We start from the raw sequence: 17361 nt of genomic DNA on the forward strand, positions 1-17361 counted from the left end.
CGCGGTCACCGGCGCTTTGCCAGCCAGTGATCCGTGGCCAGCGCCAGCGCCACCAGGAGGAGGATAGCCGCGCCCAGCAGCGTGATGCTGCGTGGCGTCGGGTCCTCGATCATCGCCGCGAACCTGTCGCCCAGCAGGATCAGCGCCACCGTCCCCGGCCCCATGCCCATGATCGTGCCGATCATGAAGTCCCGGAACCGGATGCGCAGCGCGCCGGCGGCGACGTTGACCAGGCTGAACGGCGCGATCGGCACCATCCTGATGATCGCCACCGTCGTTATGCCCCGCCGGCCCAGCCGGTCGTTGATCGCGGCGAAGGTCCGGCCGCTCAGCCGGCTGATGGCGTCACGCCCCAGCGCGAAGCCGATGAAGAACAGCAGCGACGCGCTGAGCAGGATGCCGACGAAGGCGTAGAGCGATCCCCAGAAGGGATGGAAGACCACCCCGACCATCGAGATCATGACCGTGACCGGGAAAGAGACCAGGCCGCCGAGCACGAACAGCCCGATGACGATCAGCGGCGCCAGCGTCGCATCCTGCCAGCCCCGCGCCCAATCGATGGCGGCCGACGGATTGGCGTAGTCCGAAAGCGGCGTCCAGATCCATGCCGCCGCCAGGAAGGCCGCCGCCAGGAGGATCGCGATCGGCCGGCGCAGCCTGCGCCAACGCGACGCCTCGTCCGGTTCCTGCCCGTCGGGACTCTCGAAATCCTCCGGCGTGATCAGGCGGGCGGCGATCTGTTCGGGTGGCACCGGCCGGTCGGGATCGATCAGTTCGAATTCCGGAACCATGACATCCCGCGTCTCGGGCGCCGGTTCGTCGAAGACCTCCAGCCTCCGGCCGCCGCCGGTCAATCTTCCGATGGTCTCGATCAGCGATCCCGTCTCCGCGATCGTCTCCCGCACGGTATCGGTCGTCTGGTCCAGATGTTCGGCCAGCAGGCGGTCGCGGAAGCGTGCAATGGCCTGCCGCACCTCCGGCCGCTCCCCGGCCTCGACCAGCAGGTCGCATTCCGTGTCCAGCCCCATCGACCGGTTCGACAGATTGCTCGATCCCACCCGCATCAGCCGGTCGTCGACGACCATCACCTTGGCGTGGATGTTCAGATCCGGCGGATGGTCGCCGGCCAGGACGGGATGGCATATCCGAAGGCGATCCCGCCTGTCGGCCCGCCGCAGCCGGCGGATCAGCCGGTCCCGGCCGACGCCCATCGTCTCTTCCTCAAGCCATCCGTTATTGCGGCGCGGCAGGACGATGACGATCTCCGGACCGTCCTCCTCGTCGAGCCGCCGGGCGATGGCGTCGCCGACGCGGCCGGAGGTGAAGTACTGGTTCTCGATATAGATATGGCGCCGGGCCGCCTCCACGGCCGTCACCCACGCCTTCTCGACCTCCCGGACCTCCTGCCGGTCGCGCCAGGGCGATTCGGTCCGCGCGATGGCGACCTGAACGCTCCGGACGTCGGGGACGGTCTCGACCGGCCAGGGATCGCCGTCGCCGCTTTTCCAGTCGGCGAAGCGCCGGCCGGCCGCGCGCCGCCACCGGTCGCGGGCCAGGTCGCCCAGCGCGCGGGCGGCGTCGCCGTCGACCATCATCTGCACATCGTGGAACGGCTCGTAGCGGTCGCCGTCGGGATTGGTGCGCCGGGGATCGGCGGCCCGATGATCGCTCGTGTCCCACCGGTTGGCGGTGATGTCCAGCCCGCCGCAGAAGGCGAGATTGTCGTCGATCACCACCAGCTTCTGGTGATGGGACGCCGTCGGCGGATGATGCCCGTCAGTCCGGAAGACGATCCGCCGCCTGTTGTCCCAGGGCCGCCTGATGCGGGGGAACAGCTCCCGCTCCAGCGCATAGATGACGGCATAGTCCCACAGCAGCACCCGCACCTGCAGGTCGCGGTTTTCATCCACCGCTCGGCGCAGCAGCGCCCCCAGCGCCACCGGCCAGCCATCGTCGGGCGGCGCTCCCCGCACCAGTTCGACCTTCGTGTGAAGCTCCCACGCCAGGATGACGATGGATTTGCGCGCCTGCATGATCGCCGATCGCAGGGCGGCGAAATAGGCCTCCCCGTCGATCAGCAGGGCGACCCGGTCGGCATGTTCCACCCGCCAGCAACTGTCTCCCGGCTCCAGGATGCTCATTCATTGGTCCGTGATCGTGAAAGACTGGGCCGTTCCCTGCGTTTGGCCCTTCTAGGAAATGAAATTGTCCTCTCGCGGTTCCACGGGTCCGGCAAACCGCCGATTGACGCCATTCAATCCAGCGCGTGTGGAAGCGCCGGGGCCGTGATATAGCGACCGACCGAGATTTTTGAGAGGGCGCGGTCGCGCGCGGTCCATGTACAGGGTCCCCGTCCAACAGGGGGAAAGCTGGCTGCTTTCCCGCGTCAGAAGGCATGTCTCCGAACTGCTGCGCCTGGCCGCGCCTGTGATCGTGGCCAGGGCCGGGCTGCTGGTGATGGCGATGGTCGATGTCGTCTTCGTCGGCCGATACGGAACGCTGGACCTCGCCCAGCTTTCCCTCGCCAACGCGCCGGTGGGCGCGCTTATCGCCAGCGGAACCGGGCTGCTCATCGGCACCCTCGCGATGACGGCGAACGCGCTGGGTCGCGGCCAGCCGCGTGAGTGCGGCGCGATCTGGCGGCGGTCGGTCGTCTATGCCGGCGGCGTCGGCCTCGTCGGACTGGCGATATGCTCGGTCGGTGAGCCAGTCTTGCTCGCGCTTGGGCAGTCACCCCGGATCGCATCGGGGGCGGCGGATGTGATGTTCATCCTGGGGCTGGGCCTGCCGGCAAGCCTGATCTTCACCACCACCGCCTTCTTCCTGGAAGGGTTGAAGAGGCCGTTGCCGGGCATGGTCGCGATGATCCTGGCCAACGTCCTGAACGCCTTCATCAACTGGCTGCTCGTCTTCGGCCAATGGGGGATGCCGGAACTGGGCGCGGCCGGCGCAGCTTGGGCGTCGACCATCGTCCGGACCTGCCTCGCCATTGGACTCGTCCTCTACGCGCTGAACATGGCGGATCACGCTGCCTACGGCGTCCGGACATGGCCCGGCTGGCGCTGGCGGGAGTGGGGGGCGCAGCGTCGCATCGGCTATGGCGGCGGCGCCTCCATCGGGATCGAGGCCGGCTCGTTCGCCAGCCTCAGCCTGTTCGCCGGCTGGCTGGGCGCGGTGGCGCTCGGCGCCTATTCGATCGGCCTCAACCTCCTTGCGCTGATGTTCATGGTCGCGCTGGGCATTGGCTCCGCGACCGCCGTCCGGGTCGGCATCGCCCACGGGCGGGAGGACGCGCCGGACCTCGCGCTGGCCGGCTGGACCGGCCTTGGCGTCAATACCGGGGTGATGATTCTGCTCGGTGTCTTCCTGTGGTTCTTTCCCGGAGCGATCGCCGCCATCTTCACGGACGAACCGGAATTGCTGGCGGCTTCCATTCCGCTCATCGCCATCACCGCCTTCATCCTGGTCGCCGATGGCGGGCAGGTGGTGGTGGCGAACGCGCTCCGGGGGAGGGGCGATGCGCTGGGCCCGACGGTGGCGCACACCATTTCCTACCTGCTGGTGATGGTCCCGACCGCGTGGTTCCTGGCGCTTCCGTTGGGACGCGGCGTGATGGGCCTGTTCGAAGGCATCCTCATCGCCAGCATCGTCTCGATCGTCCTCCTGTCCTTGCGTTTTCATTACCTTTCCAGGCGCGACCTGCGGCTTATGGCGCGGCCGGCGGAGCTTCCGGGTTAGGACGGATTCCGCCGCGCCCGCATCGATTGTTCCGGGCATCTTTGTTTGCTAGGGTGCGCGGTCTTTTTCCCGCGCGCGATTCCGCCCGAGACCCCAGGTCCGGCGCGGCGGTCGCGCTCTTTCCTGTTCCTGGATCATTCCCTTGACCGATAGCCCCGTTCAGCCGTCCGGATTCGACATCAAGCCCGTGACGATCGAGGAGGAGATGAAGCGCTCCTATCTCGATTACGCGATGAGCGTCATCGTCAGCCGCGCGCTGCCCGACGTCCGCGACGGGCTGAAGCCGGTCCATCGCCGCATCCTCTTCGCGATGAAGGAGGCCGGCTACGATTCGACCAAACCGTTCAAGAAATCCTCCCGCATCGTCGGCGACGTCATGGGTAAGTACCACCCGCATGGCGACGCCTCGATCTACGACGCGCTGGTCCGTATGGCGCAGGATTTCTCCATGCGCCTGCCGCTCATCCAGCCGCAGGGCAATTTCGGGTCGATGGACGGCGACCCGCCGGCGGCGATGCGGTACACCGAGGCGCGGCTCGCCAAATCCTCCGAATCGATGCTGGACGACATCGACAAGGAAACGGTCGATTTTCAGCCGAACTACGATGAGACGATGGAGGAAGCGGTCGTCCTGCCGGCGCGCTTCCCCAACCTTCTGGTCAATGGCGCGGGCGGCATCGCCGTCGGCATGGCGACCAACATCCCGCCCCACAATCTGGGGGAGGTGGTCGACGCCTGCATCGCAACGATCGACAACCCGCTGATCTCCCTCGACGAGCTGATGGACCATGTGCCGGGGCCGGACTTCCCGACCGGCGGCGTGATCCTGGGGCGGTCCGGCATGCGCGCCGCGCTCCATACCGGGCGCGGCAGCGTCATCATGCGCGGCAAGGCGTCGATCGAGGAGATCCGGAAGGACCGGCTGGCGATCGTCGTCACGGAGATCCCCTTCCAGGTCAACAAGTCCCGGATGCTGGAGCGGATCGCCGAGGTCGTCCAGGAGAAGACGGTCGAGGGCATCTCCGATCTGCGCGACGAAAGCGACCGGGACGGCGTCCGCGTGGTGGTCGAACTGAAGCGCGACGCCAACGCCGACGTGGTGCTGAACCAGCTCTACCGCTTCACGCCGCTACAGACCTCCTTCGGCGTCAACATGCTGGCGCTGAACGGCGGCCGTCCGGAACTGCTGAACCTGAAGCAGATCATCGAGGCGTTCCTGGCCTTCCGTGAGGAGGTCATCACCCGCCGGACGATCTTCGAACTGGGCAAGGCGCGGGATCGCGCACACACCTTGCTCGGCCTCGGCGTCGCCGTCGCCAATATCGATGAGGTGATCGCCCTGATCCGCCGCGCGCCCGACCCCCAGGCGGCGCGCGAGCAGTTGATGGCGCGGGCCTGGCCGGCCGGCGACGTGGCGCCGCTGATCCAACTGGTGGACGAACCCGACCGCCCGCTGGGGGAGGACAACACCTATCGGATGTCCGAGGCGCAGGCCAAGGCGATCCTCGATCTGCGCCTGCACCGGCTGACCGGGCTGGAGCGCGACAAGATCGGCGCGGATCTGAGCGAGGTCGTCGCCCGGATCGCGGAATATCTGGAAATCCTGCGCTCCCGCGAGCGGCTGCTGGAAATCCTCCGCGAAGAACTCCTGGAGATGAAGGAGAAGTTCGGCACCCCGCGCCGGACGATGATCGAGGACGCCGAATTCGAGGCCGACATCGAGGATCTGATCGCGCGGGAGGACATGGTCGTCACGGTCAGCCACGCCGGCTACATCAAGCGCGTGCCCCTGTCGACCTACCGGGCGCAACACCGGGGCGGCAAGGGCCGGTCCGGCATGGCGATGAAGGAGGAGGATTTCGTCTCCGACCTGTTCATCGCCAACACCCACACGCCGATGCTGTTCTTCTCCTCGCGCGGCATCTGCTACAAGCTGAAGGTCTACCGTCTGCCCGTCGGTACGCCGCAGAGCCGCGGCAAGGCGCTGGTCAACATGCTGCCGCTGGAGCGGGGAGAGATCATCACCACGGTGATGCCGCTGCCGGAGGATGAGGATAGCTGGGGCGATTTGAACGTCGTCTTCGCCACGGCCTCGGGCAATGTCCGGCGCAACCGGCTCAGCGATTTCACGCAGATCAACCGCAACGGCAAGATCGCGATGAAGCTGGATGATGGCGACAGCCTGATCGCCGTCCATACCTGCTCCGAAGACAGCGACGTGCTGCTGGCGACCCATCTGGGCATGTGCATCCGCTTCCACGCCACCGACGTCCGCGTCTTCTCCGGCCGCACCTCGACCGGCGTGCGCGGCATCCGGCTGGCCAAGGGCGACCGCGTGATCTCCATGTCGATCCTGCGCCACATGGACGCCACGGCGGACGAGCGTAAGGCCTACCTCAAGCGCGCCAACGAGATGCGCCAGGCCGAGGGCGTCGAGACCGACGGCGCCGACGAGGTCGAGACCCAGGATATCGAGCTTTCGGCCGAGCGGTTCGACCAGATGATGGCGGAGGAGGACTTCATCCTCACCATCAGCGAGCAGGGCTTCGGCAAGCGGTCTTCCTCCTACGGATATCGGCAGACCGGCCGGGGCGGCAAGGGCATCTGGGCGATGGAGATGGGCGACCGCAACCAGGCCGTCTCCGCCTGCTTCCCGGTACGCCATGACGCGGAGATCATCCTGGTCACCGATGGCGGGCAACTCATGCGCTGCCCCGTCGGCCAGATCCGCATCGCCGCGCGGAAGACGCTGGGAGTCACGGTCTTCCGGGTCGCGGAGGATGAGCGGGTGGTGTCGGTCGCTGCGATCTCCGATTCCGGGAATGGCGAGGTGGAGGACGACCTCGCCGGGGAGATGGGCGAGGATATGGGGGAGATCGCGGATGGAACTGATGGAAACGGGGGCGATGCCGGTGCGGAGTAGGGGGGCTGGATGAGCGAGCGGATCGCCGTCTATCCGGGCACGTTCGATCCCATCACGAACGGCCATATCGACATCATCCACCGGGCGACGCGCCTCTGCGACAGGCTGATCGTCGCCGTCGCCCGCAACGCCGGCAAGGGCCCGCTGTTCTCGACCGACGAGCGGGTGGACCTTGTCGGCGCGGAGATCGAGTCCCTGACCGCCAAGGGCCTAAGGATCGAGGTCCACCCCTTTGACAATCTGCTGATGCATTTTGCCGAGAGCGTTTCGGCGTCCCTGATCATCCGGGGGCTGCGGGCCGTGTCGGATTTCGAGTATGAATTCCAGATGGCCGGCATGAACGCCAAGATCAATCCCGGCATCGAAACCGCCTTCCTGATGTCGTCCGACCGGAACCAGTTCATCTCCTCCCGGTTCGTGAAGGAGATCGGGCGTCTGGGCGGCGACATAAGTCATTTCGTCAGTCCGCGCGTCGCCGAACGGCTGGCGGTCAGCTTCCGCAGCCAGAAGGACGAAGGCAGCGAGGATTGACGGGCGCGGGTGATCGGTAACGGCTCCGTAGCGGAGATGAGTCCGGAATCTAAATCAGGCGATATGTGAAGCGCGAGTTCTTCACCTGCCTTATGCATCACTGCATGAGTCAATTATCATGAGGTAGGTTTCATGCCCGATTTAACTGCCTTTCTCGCCTTTGGCGTTGCTGTATTCGTCATGCAGGTGACGCCCGGACCGGACATGATGCTAATTCTTGGGAGGGGCGTAGGGCAGGGTAGGCGGATCGCTCTCTGTACCATGCTTGGCATGACTCTTCTCGCCGGATTGGTCCAGCTCCCTTTGTTGGTGCTCGGCGTCGCCTCGCTGCTCTATGCCTCACCTGTCGCCTTCACGTTGCTGCAATGGGCAGGGGCAGCCTATCTCCTGTGGCTCGGCGTGCGGCTCATTTGGAAGAGCGCCCACACTCGCCCCGAAACGGCCGGTACACGACGCTCTGCTGCCTGGCCAGCCATGCGCGAGGGCATGATCAATAACCTGATCAATCCGAAACCTCTGCTCTTCATGTTCGCCTTCCTGCCGCAGTTCGTCGATCCGGGGGCCGGACCGGTGGGGCCACAGCTCCTCATGCTCGGAATATTGCAGAAGCTCTCTGGCGTTCTGGTGCTCGGTTCGGCCGCGCTGGCTTCCGGTGCTGTCGGTGGTTGGCTCGCGCGACGACCGGGTTGGCTGGCGTGGCAGGAGCGGTTCGCGGGTGCGGTAATGATCGTCTTGGGAATTCGGCTGCTGATGTCGGGCGACGCTCGTCCCGCCCCATCTTAAAGGCGATGCATCATGCGCAAAACATGATGATGCGAAGTGACCCCGGTTGACCCCGTCCCAATCCGCTTTTATGGTCCGCCCCGCTGCGGATGCGGGGAAATTCTCGGCCGCGAAAGCCGGCGATGACCGCTTAGCTCAGCTGGTAGAGCAACTGACTTTTAATCAGTAGGTCCAGGGTTCGAGCCCCTGAGCGGTCACCACCAAACAGCATGATCTTGACAGTCCGGGTTTCCAAAAACCCGTGAACCTTCCCGCAGGCAGCCTGTTGGGAGCCACACAGCCATTTTGTGAGGTTTTCATCATGCCTGCGGACGCCAAGCGACAACTCGTCGACTTCCTGATCGACCACTCTTTCGAACCCGTCATGAAGGCGCGGCCTGACGGACGGTCTGAGGCGGAGAAACGCAAGCTGGATCATGTCCAGGAAGCGACGCGCAAGGAGATAGACCGCTATCACGGCTATGATTCCGCGCGGGACGTGGTCGTCAATTTCCGGCGCGATCTCAACTCCCACGCCGCCGAGAAGGTCCACGCCGAGCTTCGGGATCTTGACCTGCCCACCATCAACGATATCCGCGACGAGTTCGAGGCGAAGGTCCGCGACCTCCACGTCGACACCTAATTCTCGCCTAAGCGTTATCCGGCCTTTGATCCATTCTCCGATTTACCATATTATCTAAGAGAACAGGTTAAGAAACGACTTCGGGAAGTCGGGACAAAACATCAATAAAATCCGACAACCAATTGATATTTCTATTATTGGAGGGACTCATGCTGTTATGGCTCAGCATCGTGATCCTGCCGGTGGCGCTGGCGCTGATCATCGCGATCGGTCGGGCCCGTCGGGATGAGCGCCCGGTCAGCCACGACCAGATGCAGGATACGCCCACGCTCCGACGGACCGAACCGTCGCGTTCGATGGCTCCGGCCGGCCCGCAACTCGGCGTACGGGGATTCGAACGCCGGCGGGCGTCGCCGGGCGGATGGTTCTAAAGCGGTCAGGCCTCGGCGAAGGTCCGGCGCAGGGCATCCAGGGTAGCGGACGGTAGTTCGCCACGGATCATCATGGCGTGCAGCTTGAGAAGGCCGGCGACGGTGATCGCGTCGGTTATCTCGCCGCGCCAGATTTCCTCAAGCGCTTCGGAAAACGGTATCGTGCGGTGTTTCAAATCCTCGTCCTCGTCGGGCGAGGGCGGCGCGGTGCGGCGGACGTCGAGCGCCAGATAGCAGCGGCTATGTTCCGTTGTGACGCTGTTCGACAGGTGCATCTCCAGGATCGGCCGCCAGTCCGACGATTCCAGCCCAGTCTCCTCCAGCAGTTCGCGCTTCGCATGCTCCAGCGGATCGCTGTCCAGCGGCGCGCCGCCTTCCGGTATCTCCCAGGAATACCGACCGAGCGGGTAGCGGTACTGTCCCACCAGATGGATGAAACCGTCAGCGTCCACGGGCACGACGCCCACCGCGCAATTCTTGAATCGCACCACGCCGTAAAGGCCGGACCCGCCCGCCGGATTCAGGACTTCATGATGCGTCACCGATATCCATGGATTTTCATAAACCGTTTCGGAAGAAAAGGTTGTCCATGGATTTTCAGGTGAACTCATAGCCGCTCCGGATCGCGCACAAAAAAGGACCGGTTGGTGGGGTACCCAACCGGTCCGGACCGAGGTGGTTCAGAGGTTGAAGGCTGGAGGGAACCGGTGGGGGACCGGACCTCCCTTAACCTTCATATATTAGAATATCGCTCATTGAGCGTTAATTGAAAGTGACAAAACGCACACTTAGTTCCTTGTCCGGCAAAAATATTCAGCCGCCGTCGCCCCGCACGTCTTCAACCATCTCCTGAAGTTCGGCCAGGTCGGTGATCAGCAGGTGATCGGACCGGCGCTGCACCAGCCCCGTGCGGGCCAGGTCGCCGAACACCCGCGCGACGGTCTCGCGCGTGGTGCTGACCCGGCTGGCAATGTCGCCATGGACGGGAATGGGCTTGACGATCGCGCTCCGGCCGTCCTCGGTCTGGCTTTTGGCGAGCCGCAATATCTCCGCATGGACCCTGTTGTTCGCGCCAAGCGTGCTCAGATCCATGATCCGTTCCGTCGCGCGCCGAACGACATAGGCGAGATTCTTCATGACGCCGAGCGCGAGCGTCGGGTTCTCCGTCACCGTCCGCTCGAAGACGCCCTGCGGCATGATCAGGACGTGGCTGTCGGTCAAGGCGATGACGTTCGCCGACCGGGGCAGGCCATCGATGGCCGACAATTCGCCGAAATAGCTTCCGGGATCGAGATCGTCGAAGCTGATCTCCCGCCCGGAGAGGGAATAATTCACGACCCGCACCCGACCCTCGACCAGGAAATAGACGTCGCGCCCTTCATCCTGGCGGTCGATGATCTGTTCGTTGGGCGCGAACCGGCGCCACCGGCATTGCTGGCCGACCGCCTCTCTCGTCCGATGGTCGAGAGGGGCGAAGAACGCCAGATTGTCCAGGGAATTCTGCGTCGCCACCGTCACCTGTGCCCCCAGTTCGTTTATTGGCGGCCACAATAGGCATTGAAGCGCCGCAGGCAAAGCCGAAGCTTCGCCGCCTTCGGCCGCTTGACCAAAAGACGTTGCCAGAGCGTTTCTCTTGAACGCACCCTGTCGGGCGAAACGCCGGGAGAGGGCCGGGAGAGGATTATCGTGGGCGAGGCTGAGAGAAGCGCCGGCATACCGGCTGACGGGCAGAGGAAGAGGCGGCCGCCGAAGATGGGGCTGGTCGCCCGTCTCCGCACCTATTTCTTCGCCGGCATACTGGTGACCGCCCCGATCGCGATCACGACCTATCTGGCCTGGCTGCTGGTGTCCTTCATCGACGATCGCGTCAACGCGGTCCTTCCGCCGCGCTTCAATCCCGAAACCTACCTTCCGTTCAGCGTGCCGGGCATCGGCGTCGTTGTGATCGTGCTGGTCCTGATCCTGATCGGCGCTGTGACCGCCGGCTATCTCGGCCGCATCATCATCCGCACGGCGGAGGGCATGGTCGGCCGCATTCCGGCGGTCCGTAGCGTCTATAGCGCGATCAAGCAGATCCTGGAGACGGTGCTGGCGAACCAGAGCAGCGCCTTCCGGGAGGTCGTGCTGGTCGAATATCCCCGGAAGGGAATATGGGCCATCGGTTTCATCACGGGCGCGACGAAGGGTGAAATCCAGGATCTGACGGAGGACGAGGTGATCAACGTCTTCCTGCCCACGACGCCGAACCCGACCTCCGGCTTCCTGCTCTTCGTGCCGCGCGGCGAACTGGTGACGCTGGACATGACGGTTGAGGAGGGAATCAAGATGGTGGTCTCCGGCGGCATCGTGACTCCGCCCGACCGGCGATTGCCCCAGGAGCGGAAACCGGACGTGATCCCGTCCCGGTCCACCGGATAGGATCAGCCGGACCGGAGGTAGCGGACGGCGGCGTCCCGTTCGAACAAATAGAGCAGCACGCGCAACGCCTCTCCGCGCGGGCCTGAAAGCTCCGGATCGCGATCCAGGATCAGCTTCACATCGTCCCGCGCGGCCTGAAGCAGATCGCCATGGATGGCGATGTCCGCCAGGCGGAAAGTCGGCATCCCGCTCTGCCTTGTGCCCAGAACTTCCCCCGCGCCGCGCAGGCGAAGGTCCTCCTCCGCGATCCGGAACCCGTCCTCCGTCTCCCGCAGCGTCGCGATCCGCGCTTTCGCCGTTTCGCCCAGCGGCGCGGCGTAGAGCAGGAGGCAGGAGGAAGCGCCGTCGCCGCGCCCGATGCGTCCGCGAAGCTGGTGAAGCTGGGCGAGCCCGAACCTTTCGGCATGTTCGATCACCATCACGGTCGCGGCGGGCACGTTGACGCCGACCTCGATGACCGTGGTCGCGACCAGTATGTCGACCCCGCCCTCGATGAAATCCGCCATCACCCGATCCTTCTCCGCCGGCTTCAGCTTGCCGTGGACCAGGCCGACGCGATCGCCGAACCGCGCCCGCAGGAAGGCGTGGCGTTCGGTGGCGGCGGCCAGGTCGCTGACCTCCGATTCGTCGACCAGCGGGCACACCCAGTAGATTTTCTCTCCTCCAGCCAGCTTGCGCTCCACCGCGTTCACGATGTCCGACAGCCGGTCGAGGGGGAGGGCGCGCGTGTCCACCGGCTTCCGGCCGGGCGGCTTCTCCGTCAGGCGCGACACCTCCATGTCGCCATAGGCGGTAAGCTGCAGCGTGCGGGGGATCGGCGTCGCCGTCATGACCAGCACGTCCATGCCCGCCCCCTTGGCGGACAGCGACAGCCGCTGATGGACGCCGAACCTGTGCTGCTCGTCGATGACCGCGAAGGCCAGGTCGCGGAACGCCACATCCTCCTGCAACAGGGCGTGGGTTCCGATCACGATATCGATCTCGCCGCTGGCCAGCCGCTCCAGCAGCTCCGCGCGGGGGCGGCCCTTGGCGCGTCCGGTCAGAAGGGCGATCGTCAGGCCGGCGGGCTTCGCCATCGCCTCGATCGTCTCCAGGTGCTGGCGGGCCAGGATGTCGGTCGGCGCCAGCAGGGCCGCCTGCGCGCCGGTCTCCACGGCCGTCAGCATCGCCATCAGGGCGACGGCCGTCTTGCCCGACCCGACATCGCCCTGAAGCAGCCGCAGCATCCGTTTCGTCGACGCCATATCGGCGTCGATTTCCCCGATGACGAAGTTCTGGGATCCCGTCAGCCCGAAGGGAAGCCCCGCCAGCACCTTCTCGCGAAGCCGTCCTGTCCCCTTGAGCGGCCGTCCCTTAACTCCGCGCTGGGATCGCCGCACCAGCGCGAGGGCAAGCTGGTTGGCCAGAAGCTCGTCGAAGGCCAGCCGCTGGCGCGCCGGGTGGGAAGGATCGACCGCCGCCAGATCGTCCGGATTGTGCGCCTCCTTCACCGCCGCCGCCCAGTCCGGCCATTTACGCCGCGAAAGCCAGTGCGGATCCTGCCATTCGGGCAGGGTTGGCAAGGTCTTCAGCGCCGCCTCCGACGCCTTGGCGAGCATCCGTGAGGTAAGGCCCGCCGTCAGCGGATATTGCGGCTCCACCACCGCGATGGAGTCCAGTTCCTCCGGCGTTCCGATCCGGTCCGGGTGCGGCATCTGCGCCGTCGCCTGGAAGAACTCCACCCGCCCGCTGACCACCCGGTCCTGGCCGACCGGGAACTGTTTCAGCAGCCAGTCTCCCCGCGCATGGAAGAAGACGAGGTCCAGGACGCCCGTGGAATCGGCGCAGCGAACGCGGTAGGGCTGACGGGCGCTCCGGCCGGGAAGATGCTCCTCGACCCGCACCGTGAAGGTGGCGATCTCGCCGGGCGCGGCCTGGCCGACAGGAACGATCCGCCGCCGGTCGACGACGCCGTTCGGCAGGTGCCACAGCAGGTCGACGACCTTGCCGCCGGTCAGCCGCTCGACCAGCTTCAGGGATTTCGCCCCGATGCCCGGCAGCGTCGCCGCCGACGCGAAAAGAGGATAGAGGATTTGCGGTCGCACGAGCCGGGTTCTATATCCAGTCCATTCTCACATCGACAGGGGCCACCATGCCGGACGCATCGGTATCCGCAGACATCGATCGCCGCCGCCGCCAAATCAGGTTCCGATGCTGGCATCGCGGCACACGCGAGGCCGACCTGCTGCTCGGCAGCTTCGCCGACGCCCGCATCGACGGATTCGACGCGCGGCAGCTTAGCCTATTCGAAGCGTTGTTGGAGCATAGCGATCCCGATATCTACAACTGGTTCTCCGGACGCGAGCCTCTGCCGCCCGCCCTGGACACCGAAATCGCCCGCCTCCTGATGGCCCACAAGGTCCCGTCCCCCGCCAGACCGTAAGCCTGATCGACATGCTGCCAGCCAATTCCGTCAGCCCCGGCCGCCACCTTCTGGGAGGCGCCCCGGAGGGCCTCGACGCCCGTCTCATCGCCCATCTTGCCGGATCGGGCGGAAGGCCCGTGCTCCATATCGCGCTGGACGATTCGCGGATGGCGCGGATCGTCGAGATGCTGGCATTCTTCGCGCCGGCGCTGGAGGTGATCCAGATTCCCGCCTGGGATTGCCTTCCCTACGATCGCGTATCGCCCAATGTCGACGTGGTGGGCAGGCGGATCGACGCGCTGACGCGGCTGGCGAACGGCGCGCCGCCGGCTTCGGGCCGGGTCGTGGTGACCACCGTGAACGCCGTGCTCCAGAGGACGCCGCCGCGCGACGCCTTCTCCGCCTCGACCTTCGTTACGAAGGTGGGGGCGCAGGTCGATATCGCGGCGTTGCAGCACTTCCTGGCCCAGAACGGCTATTCCCGGACCCAGACGGTGCGGGAGCCGGGGGAGTTCGCCGTGCGCGGCGGCATCGTCGATATCTTTCCGCCCGGATCGGCCGCCGGAGAGGCCTACCGGCTGGATCTGTTCGGGGAGGATCTGGAGGGAATCCGCGTCTTCGACCCGATGTCGCAGCGGACGACCGGATCGATCGACGGAATCGCGCTGAAGCCGATGTCCGAAGTGCTGCTGAACGATGCCTCGATCGCGCGCTTCCGGTCGGGCTACCGGGAACTGTTCGGCGCCGTCACCGACGACGATCCGCTCTATGAGGCGATCAGCGAGGGGCGTCGCCACGCCGGGATGGAACATTGGCTGCCCCTGTTCCATGAGGGGCTGGAGACGCTGTTCGACTACCTGCCGGACGCCTCGGTCACGCTCGACCATCAGGCGGATGAGGCGACGGACACGCGCCTGACCCAGATCGATGATTTCCACGACGCCCGCCGATCGATGCAGGAGATCGAGAAGCGGACGAACAATCCCGTCTACAAGCCCCTGCCGCCCGACCGGCTCTATCTGGACCGGAAGGAGTTCGACAGGCTGCTGGCCGGCCGCTTCGTCGGGGCTTTCTCTCCCTTCGCGCCGCCCGAAGGCGTGGCGGGGAGCGTCGATCTCGGCGGCCAGCGTGGCAGGGATTTCGCCGACGCCCGCGCCAACCCCGACATCAACGTCTTCGACGCGCTGCGCGACCATCTGAAGGCACTGGCGAACAAGGAGAGGCGACTGGTCGTTGCCGGCTCCACCCGCGGCGCGCGCGAACGACTCCAGGGCCTTCTGGCCGATCACGGCATCGCGCCGCTGACGCCGGTCGAGGATTGGCCGGAACTGCAGGCCATCAAGCCGGGCGCGGTCGCCACCACCATCCTGCCGATGGAGAACGGCTTCGTCTCCGGAGACCTGGCCGTCGTCTCCGAACAGGATCTGTTCGGCGACCGGCTGACCCGTCCGGCCCGCCGCCGGCGTCAGTCGGACAAGTTCATCCAAGAAGTCTCCTCCCTGTCGCCCGGCGACCTGGTCGTTCATGTCGATCATGGCATCGGCCGCTATGACGGCATCGTGACGCTGGAAGTGTCGGGCGCGGCGCATGACTGCCTGCGCATCATCTATGGCGGCGACGACAAGCTGTTCGTGCCGGTGGAGAATATCGAGGTCCTGTCCCGCTTCGGATCGGACGACACGCCGGCGCAACTCGACAAGCTGGGCGGGGCGGGCTGGCAGGCGCGGAAGTCCAGGGTCAAGAAGCGGCTGAAGGACATGGCCGACCATCTCATGCGCATCGCCGCATTGCGGGAGGTCAAGCGGTCGGACCCGATCATGCCGGCGACCGGCGCCTATGACGAATTCTCCGCCCGTTTCCCTTATCCGGAGACCGACGATCAGTTGAAGGCGATCGAGGACGTGCTGGACGATCTGGGATCCGGCCGGCCCATGGACCGCCTCGTCTGCGGCGATGTCGGCTTCGGCAAGACGGAAGTCGCAATGCGCAGCGCCTTCGTCGCGGCCATGGCAGGGCATCAGGTGGCCATCGTGGTGCCGACGACCCTTCTGGCCCGCCAGCACTTCAAGACCTTCAGCCAGCGCTTCAAGGGACTGCCGCTGAAGGTGGCCCAGCTCTCGCGGCTGGTCGGCGCGGCGGAGACGAAGCAGGTCAAGGAAGGGCTGGCTTCGGGCGATATCGACATCATCGTCGGCACTCACGCGATCCTCGGCAAGTCGATCAACTTCAAGCGGCTCGGCCTGGTCATCGTGGACGAGGAGCAGCATTTCGGCGTCAAGCAGAAGGAGCGGTTGAAGGAATTGCGCCAGGACGTCCATGTCCTGACGCTGACGGCGACGCCGATCCCGCGCACGCTTCAACTGGCGCTGGCCGGGGTGCGGGAGCTGTCGCTCATCGCCACGCCGCCGGTCGACCGGCTGGCGGTCCGGACCTTCGTCCTGCCCTTCGATCCCGTGGTGATCCGCGAGGCGATCATGCGGGAGCACTTCCGCGGCGGCCAGACCTACTATGTCTGCCCCCGGATCGAGGATCTGACGAAGGTCCACCAGCGCCTGAAGGAGCTGGTGCCGGAGGTCAAGATCGTGGAAGCACACGGACGCATGGCTTCCGCCCAACTGGAGAACGTCATGACCGCCTTCTATGACGGTCAGTTCGATGTCCTGCTGTCGACGACGATCGTGGAAAGCGGGCTGGACGTGCCCTCGGCGAACACGATCGTCATCCATCGCGCCGACATGTTCGGGCTGGCCCAGCTCTACCAGCTTCGCGGCCGCATCGGCCGGTCGAAGACGCGCGGCTATGCCTATCTGACATACGCCCCGCGCACCGCGCTGTCCGAGGTCGCGCAGCGCCGCCTGCATGTGATCGAGACGCTGGACACGCTGGGCGCGGGCTTCTCGCTCGCCTCCCACGACATGGACATACGCGGCGCCGGCAATTTGCTGGGCGAGGAGCAGTCGGGCCATATAAGGGAGGTCGGGGTCGAGCTCTACCAGCAGATGCTGGAGGAGGCGGTCGCCGCCGCCCGCCATGGCGGCGGCGTCGCGGCGGAGATCGAGGATCAATGGATCCCCCAGATCAATCTCGGCATCGCGGTGATGATCCCGGAAGACTACGTGCCGGACCTCAACGTCCGGCTGGAGCTCTACCGCCGGATATCGCGGCTGGTCGACGCGGTGGAGATCGACAGCTTCGCGGCGGAGCTTGTCGACCGGTTCGGCTCCCTGCCGCCGGAGGTCGAGAACCTGCTGACCCTGATCGCGCTGAAGCGCCTCTGCAAGGAAGTCGGCGTGGAGAAGCTGGAGGCCGGCCCGCGCGGCGCGGTGCTGACCTTCCACAACAACAGCTTCCGCCATCCCGAAAGGCTGATCGACTTCATCGCCCGCCAGGCCGGCTCGATGAAGGTCCGGCCCGACCACAAGGTCGTCTACACCCGCGCCTGGGACGACACGCCGGCCCGCGTGAAGGGCGTCCAGCGCCTCATGCAGGACCTGATGGCCGTCGCGGCGTGAGGGAGGCGGCTTGTTAGTTCTTACGCCACGTCTTATATTTTGTCTTACACAGACGAAGC

Annotated in this window: 13 protein-coding genes and 1 tRNA gene; 10 read left to right on the forward strand and 4 right to left on the reverse strand. The window is 65.6% G+C overall.

Translation table 11 applies throughout. From position 1 onward, the window contains the following. Nucleotides 1–5 precede the first annotated feature (5 nt). Entirely contained in the window at nt 6–2141 is a 2136-nt protein-coding gene (locus AAFN89_RS00665) for a VTT domain-containing protein (RefSeq protein WP_347534855.1), read from the reverse strand. Between the two features lie 196 nt (nt 2142–2337). Between AAFN89_RS00665 and AAFN89_RS00670 the strand changes: the two genes are divergently transcribed. From AAFN89_RS00670 to AAFN89_RS00700, 7 genes are all read left to right on the forward strand, one after another. Then, the gene (locus tag AAFN89_RS00670; RefSeq protein ID WP_347534857.1) at nt 2338–3738 is read left to right on the forward strand and encodes an MATE family efflux transporter; all 1401 of its coding nucleotides are present in this window, start codon (nt 2338–2340) and stop codon (nt 3736–3738) included. A 142-nt stretch (nt 3739–3880) separates the two neighbouring features. Then, nucleotides 3881–6661, forward strand: a complete 2781-nt coding sequence (gyrA, locus tag AAFN89_RS00675; RefSeq protein WP_347534859.1) for a DNA gyrase subunit A — start codon at nt 3881–3883, stop codon at nt 6659–6661. A 9-nt stretch (nt 6662–6670) separates the two neighbouring features. After that, nucleotides 6671–7192: a pantetheine-phosphate adenylyltransferase gene (gene coaD, locus AAFN89_RS00680; protein ID WP_347534861.1), complete on the forward strand. Its 522-nt coding sequence runs from the start codon at nt 6671–6673 to the stop codon at nt 7190–7192. Nucleotides 7193–7324: 132 nt separating this feature from the next. After that, the gene (locus AAFN89_RS00685) at nt 7325–7975 is read left to right on the forward strand and encodes a LysE family translocator (RefSeq protein ID WP_347534863.1); all 651 of its coding nucleotides are present in this window, start codon (nt 7325–7327) and stop codon (nt 7973–7975) included. 124 nt (nt 7976–8099) lie between these two features. Further along, nucleotides 8100–8175, forward strand: a tRNA-Lys gene (locus tag AAFN89_RS00690). A gap of 101 nt (nt 8176–8276) precedes the next feature. After that, nucleotides 8277–8597: a hypothetical protein gene (locus tag AAFN89_RS00695; RefSeq protein WP_347534865.1), complete on the forward strand. Its 321-nt coding sequence runs from the start codon at nt 8277–8279 to the stop codon at nt 8595–8597. Nucleotides 8598–8746: 149 nt separating this feature from the next. Next, nucleotides 8747–8968 carry a hypothetical protein gene (locus tag AAFN89_RS00700; protein ID WP_347534867.1) on the forward strand — a complete coding sequence of 74 codons (222 nt, stop codon included), beginning with the start codon at nt 8747–8749 and terminating at the stop codon, nt 8966–8968. Between the two features lie 5 nt (nt 8969–8973). On the opposite strand, the gene AAFN89_RS00705 is transcribed toward AAFN89_RS00700, so the two are convergent. Then, nucleotides 8974–9510 carry an NUDIX hydrolase gene (locus AAFN89_RS00705; protein ID WP_347534869.1) on the reverse strand — a complete coding sequence of 179 codons (537 nt, stop codon included), beginning with the start codon at nt 9508–9510 and terminating at the stop codon, nt 8974–8976. A 271-nt stretch (nt 9511–9781) separates the two neighbouring features. Beyond that, complete coding sequence (locus AAFN89_RS00710) at nt 9782–10486, reverse strand: Crp/Fnr family transcriptional regulator (protein WP_347534871.1); 705 nt, start codon at nt 10484–10486, stop codon at nt 9782–9784. 234 nt (nt 10487–10720) lie between these two features. On the opposite strand from AAFN89_RS00710, the gene AAFN89_RS00715 reads away from it, so the two are divergent. Then, nucleotides 10721–11386 carry a DUF502 domain-containing protein gene (locus AAFN89_RS00715; protein ID WP_347535511.1) on the forward strand — a complete coding sequence of 222 codons (666 nt, stop codon included), beginning with the start codon at nt 10721–10723 and terminating at the stop codon, nt 11384–11386. A 2-nt stretch (nt 11387–11388) separates the two neighbouring features. On the opposite strand, the gene recG is transcribed toward AAFN89_RS00715, so the two are convergent. Beyond that, entirely contained in the window at nt 11389–13470 is a 2082-nt protein-coding gene (gene recG, locus AAFN89_RS00720; protein ID WP_347534873.1) for an ATP-dependent DNA helicase RecG, read from the reverse strand. A 47-nt stretch (nt 13471–13517) separates the two neighbouring features. Here recG and AAFN89_RS00725 point away from each other — a divergent pair, with 47 nt between their 5' ends. Both AAFN89_RS00725 and mfd read left to right on the forward strand, forming a co-directional pair. Beyond that, a complete protein-coding gene (locus tag AAFN89_RS00725; protein ID WP_347534875.1) occupies nt 13518–13808 on the forward strand; it encodes a succinate dehydrogenase assembly factor 2 in 291 nt (96 codons plus the stop codon). Nucleotides 13809–13819: 11 nt separating this feature from the next. Then, the gene (gene mfd, locus AAFN89_RS00730) at nt 13820–17302 is read left to right on the forward strand and encodes a transcription-repair coupling factor (protein WP_347534877.1); all 3483 of its coding nucleotides are present in this window, start codon (nt 13820–13822) and stop codon (nt 17300–17302) included. Nucleotides 17303–17361 lie beyond the last annotated feature (59 nt).

This window comes from Inquilinus sp. CAU 1745, assembly GCF_039839375.1.
In the GTDB taxonomy this organism is placed as follows: domain Bacteria; phylum Pseudomonadota; class Alphaproteobacteria; order DSM-16000; family Inquilinaceae; genus JBDOQU01.

Bases quoted from the DNA above. Each gene is read 5' to 3' on its own strand.
- AAFN89_RS00665 (WP_347534855.1), bottom strand. From the start codon at position 2,141: ATGAGCATCCTGGAGCCGGGAGACAGTTGCTGGCGGGTGGAACATGCC.
- AAFN89_RS00670 (WP_347534857.1), top strand. From the start codon at position 2,338: ATGTACAGGGTCCCCGTCCAACAGGGGGAAAGCTGGCTGCTTTCCCGC.
- coaD (WP_347534861.1), top strand. From the start codon at position 6,671: ATGAGCGAGCGGATCGCCGTCTATCCGGGCACGTTCGATCCCATCACG.
- AAFN89_RS00685 (WP_347534863.1), top strand. From the start codon at position 7,325: ATGCCCGATTTAACTGCCTTTCTCGCCTTTGGCGTTGCTGTATTCGTC.
- AAFN89_RS00695 (WP_347534865.1), top strand. From the start codon at position 8,277: ATGCCTGCGGACGCCAAGCGACAACTCGTCGACTTCCTGATCGACCAC.
- AAFN89_RS00700 (WP_347534867.1), top strand. From the start codon at position 8,747: ATGCTGTTATGGCTCAGCATCGTGATCCTGCCGGTGGCGCTGGCGCTG.
- AAFN89_RS00715 (WP_347535511.1), top strand. From the start codon at position 10,721: ATGGGGCTGGTCGCCCGTCTCCGCACCTATTTCTTCGCCGGCATACTG.
- AAFN89_RS00725 (WP_347534875.1), top strand. From the start codon at position 13,518: ATGCCGGACGCATCGGTATCCGCAGACATCGATCGCCGCCGCCGCCAA.
- mfd (WP_347534877.1), top strand. From the start codon at position 13,820: ATGCTGCCAGCCAATTCCGTCAGCCCCGGCCGCCACCTTCTGGGAGGC.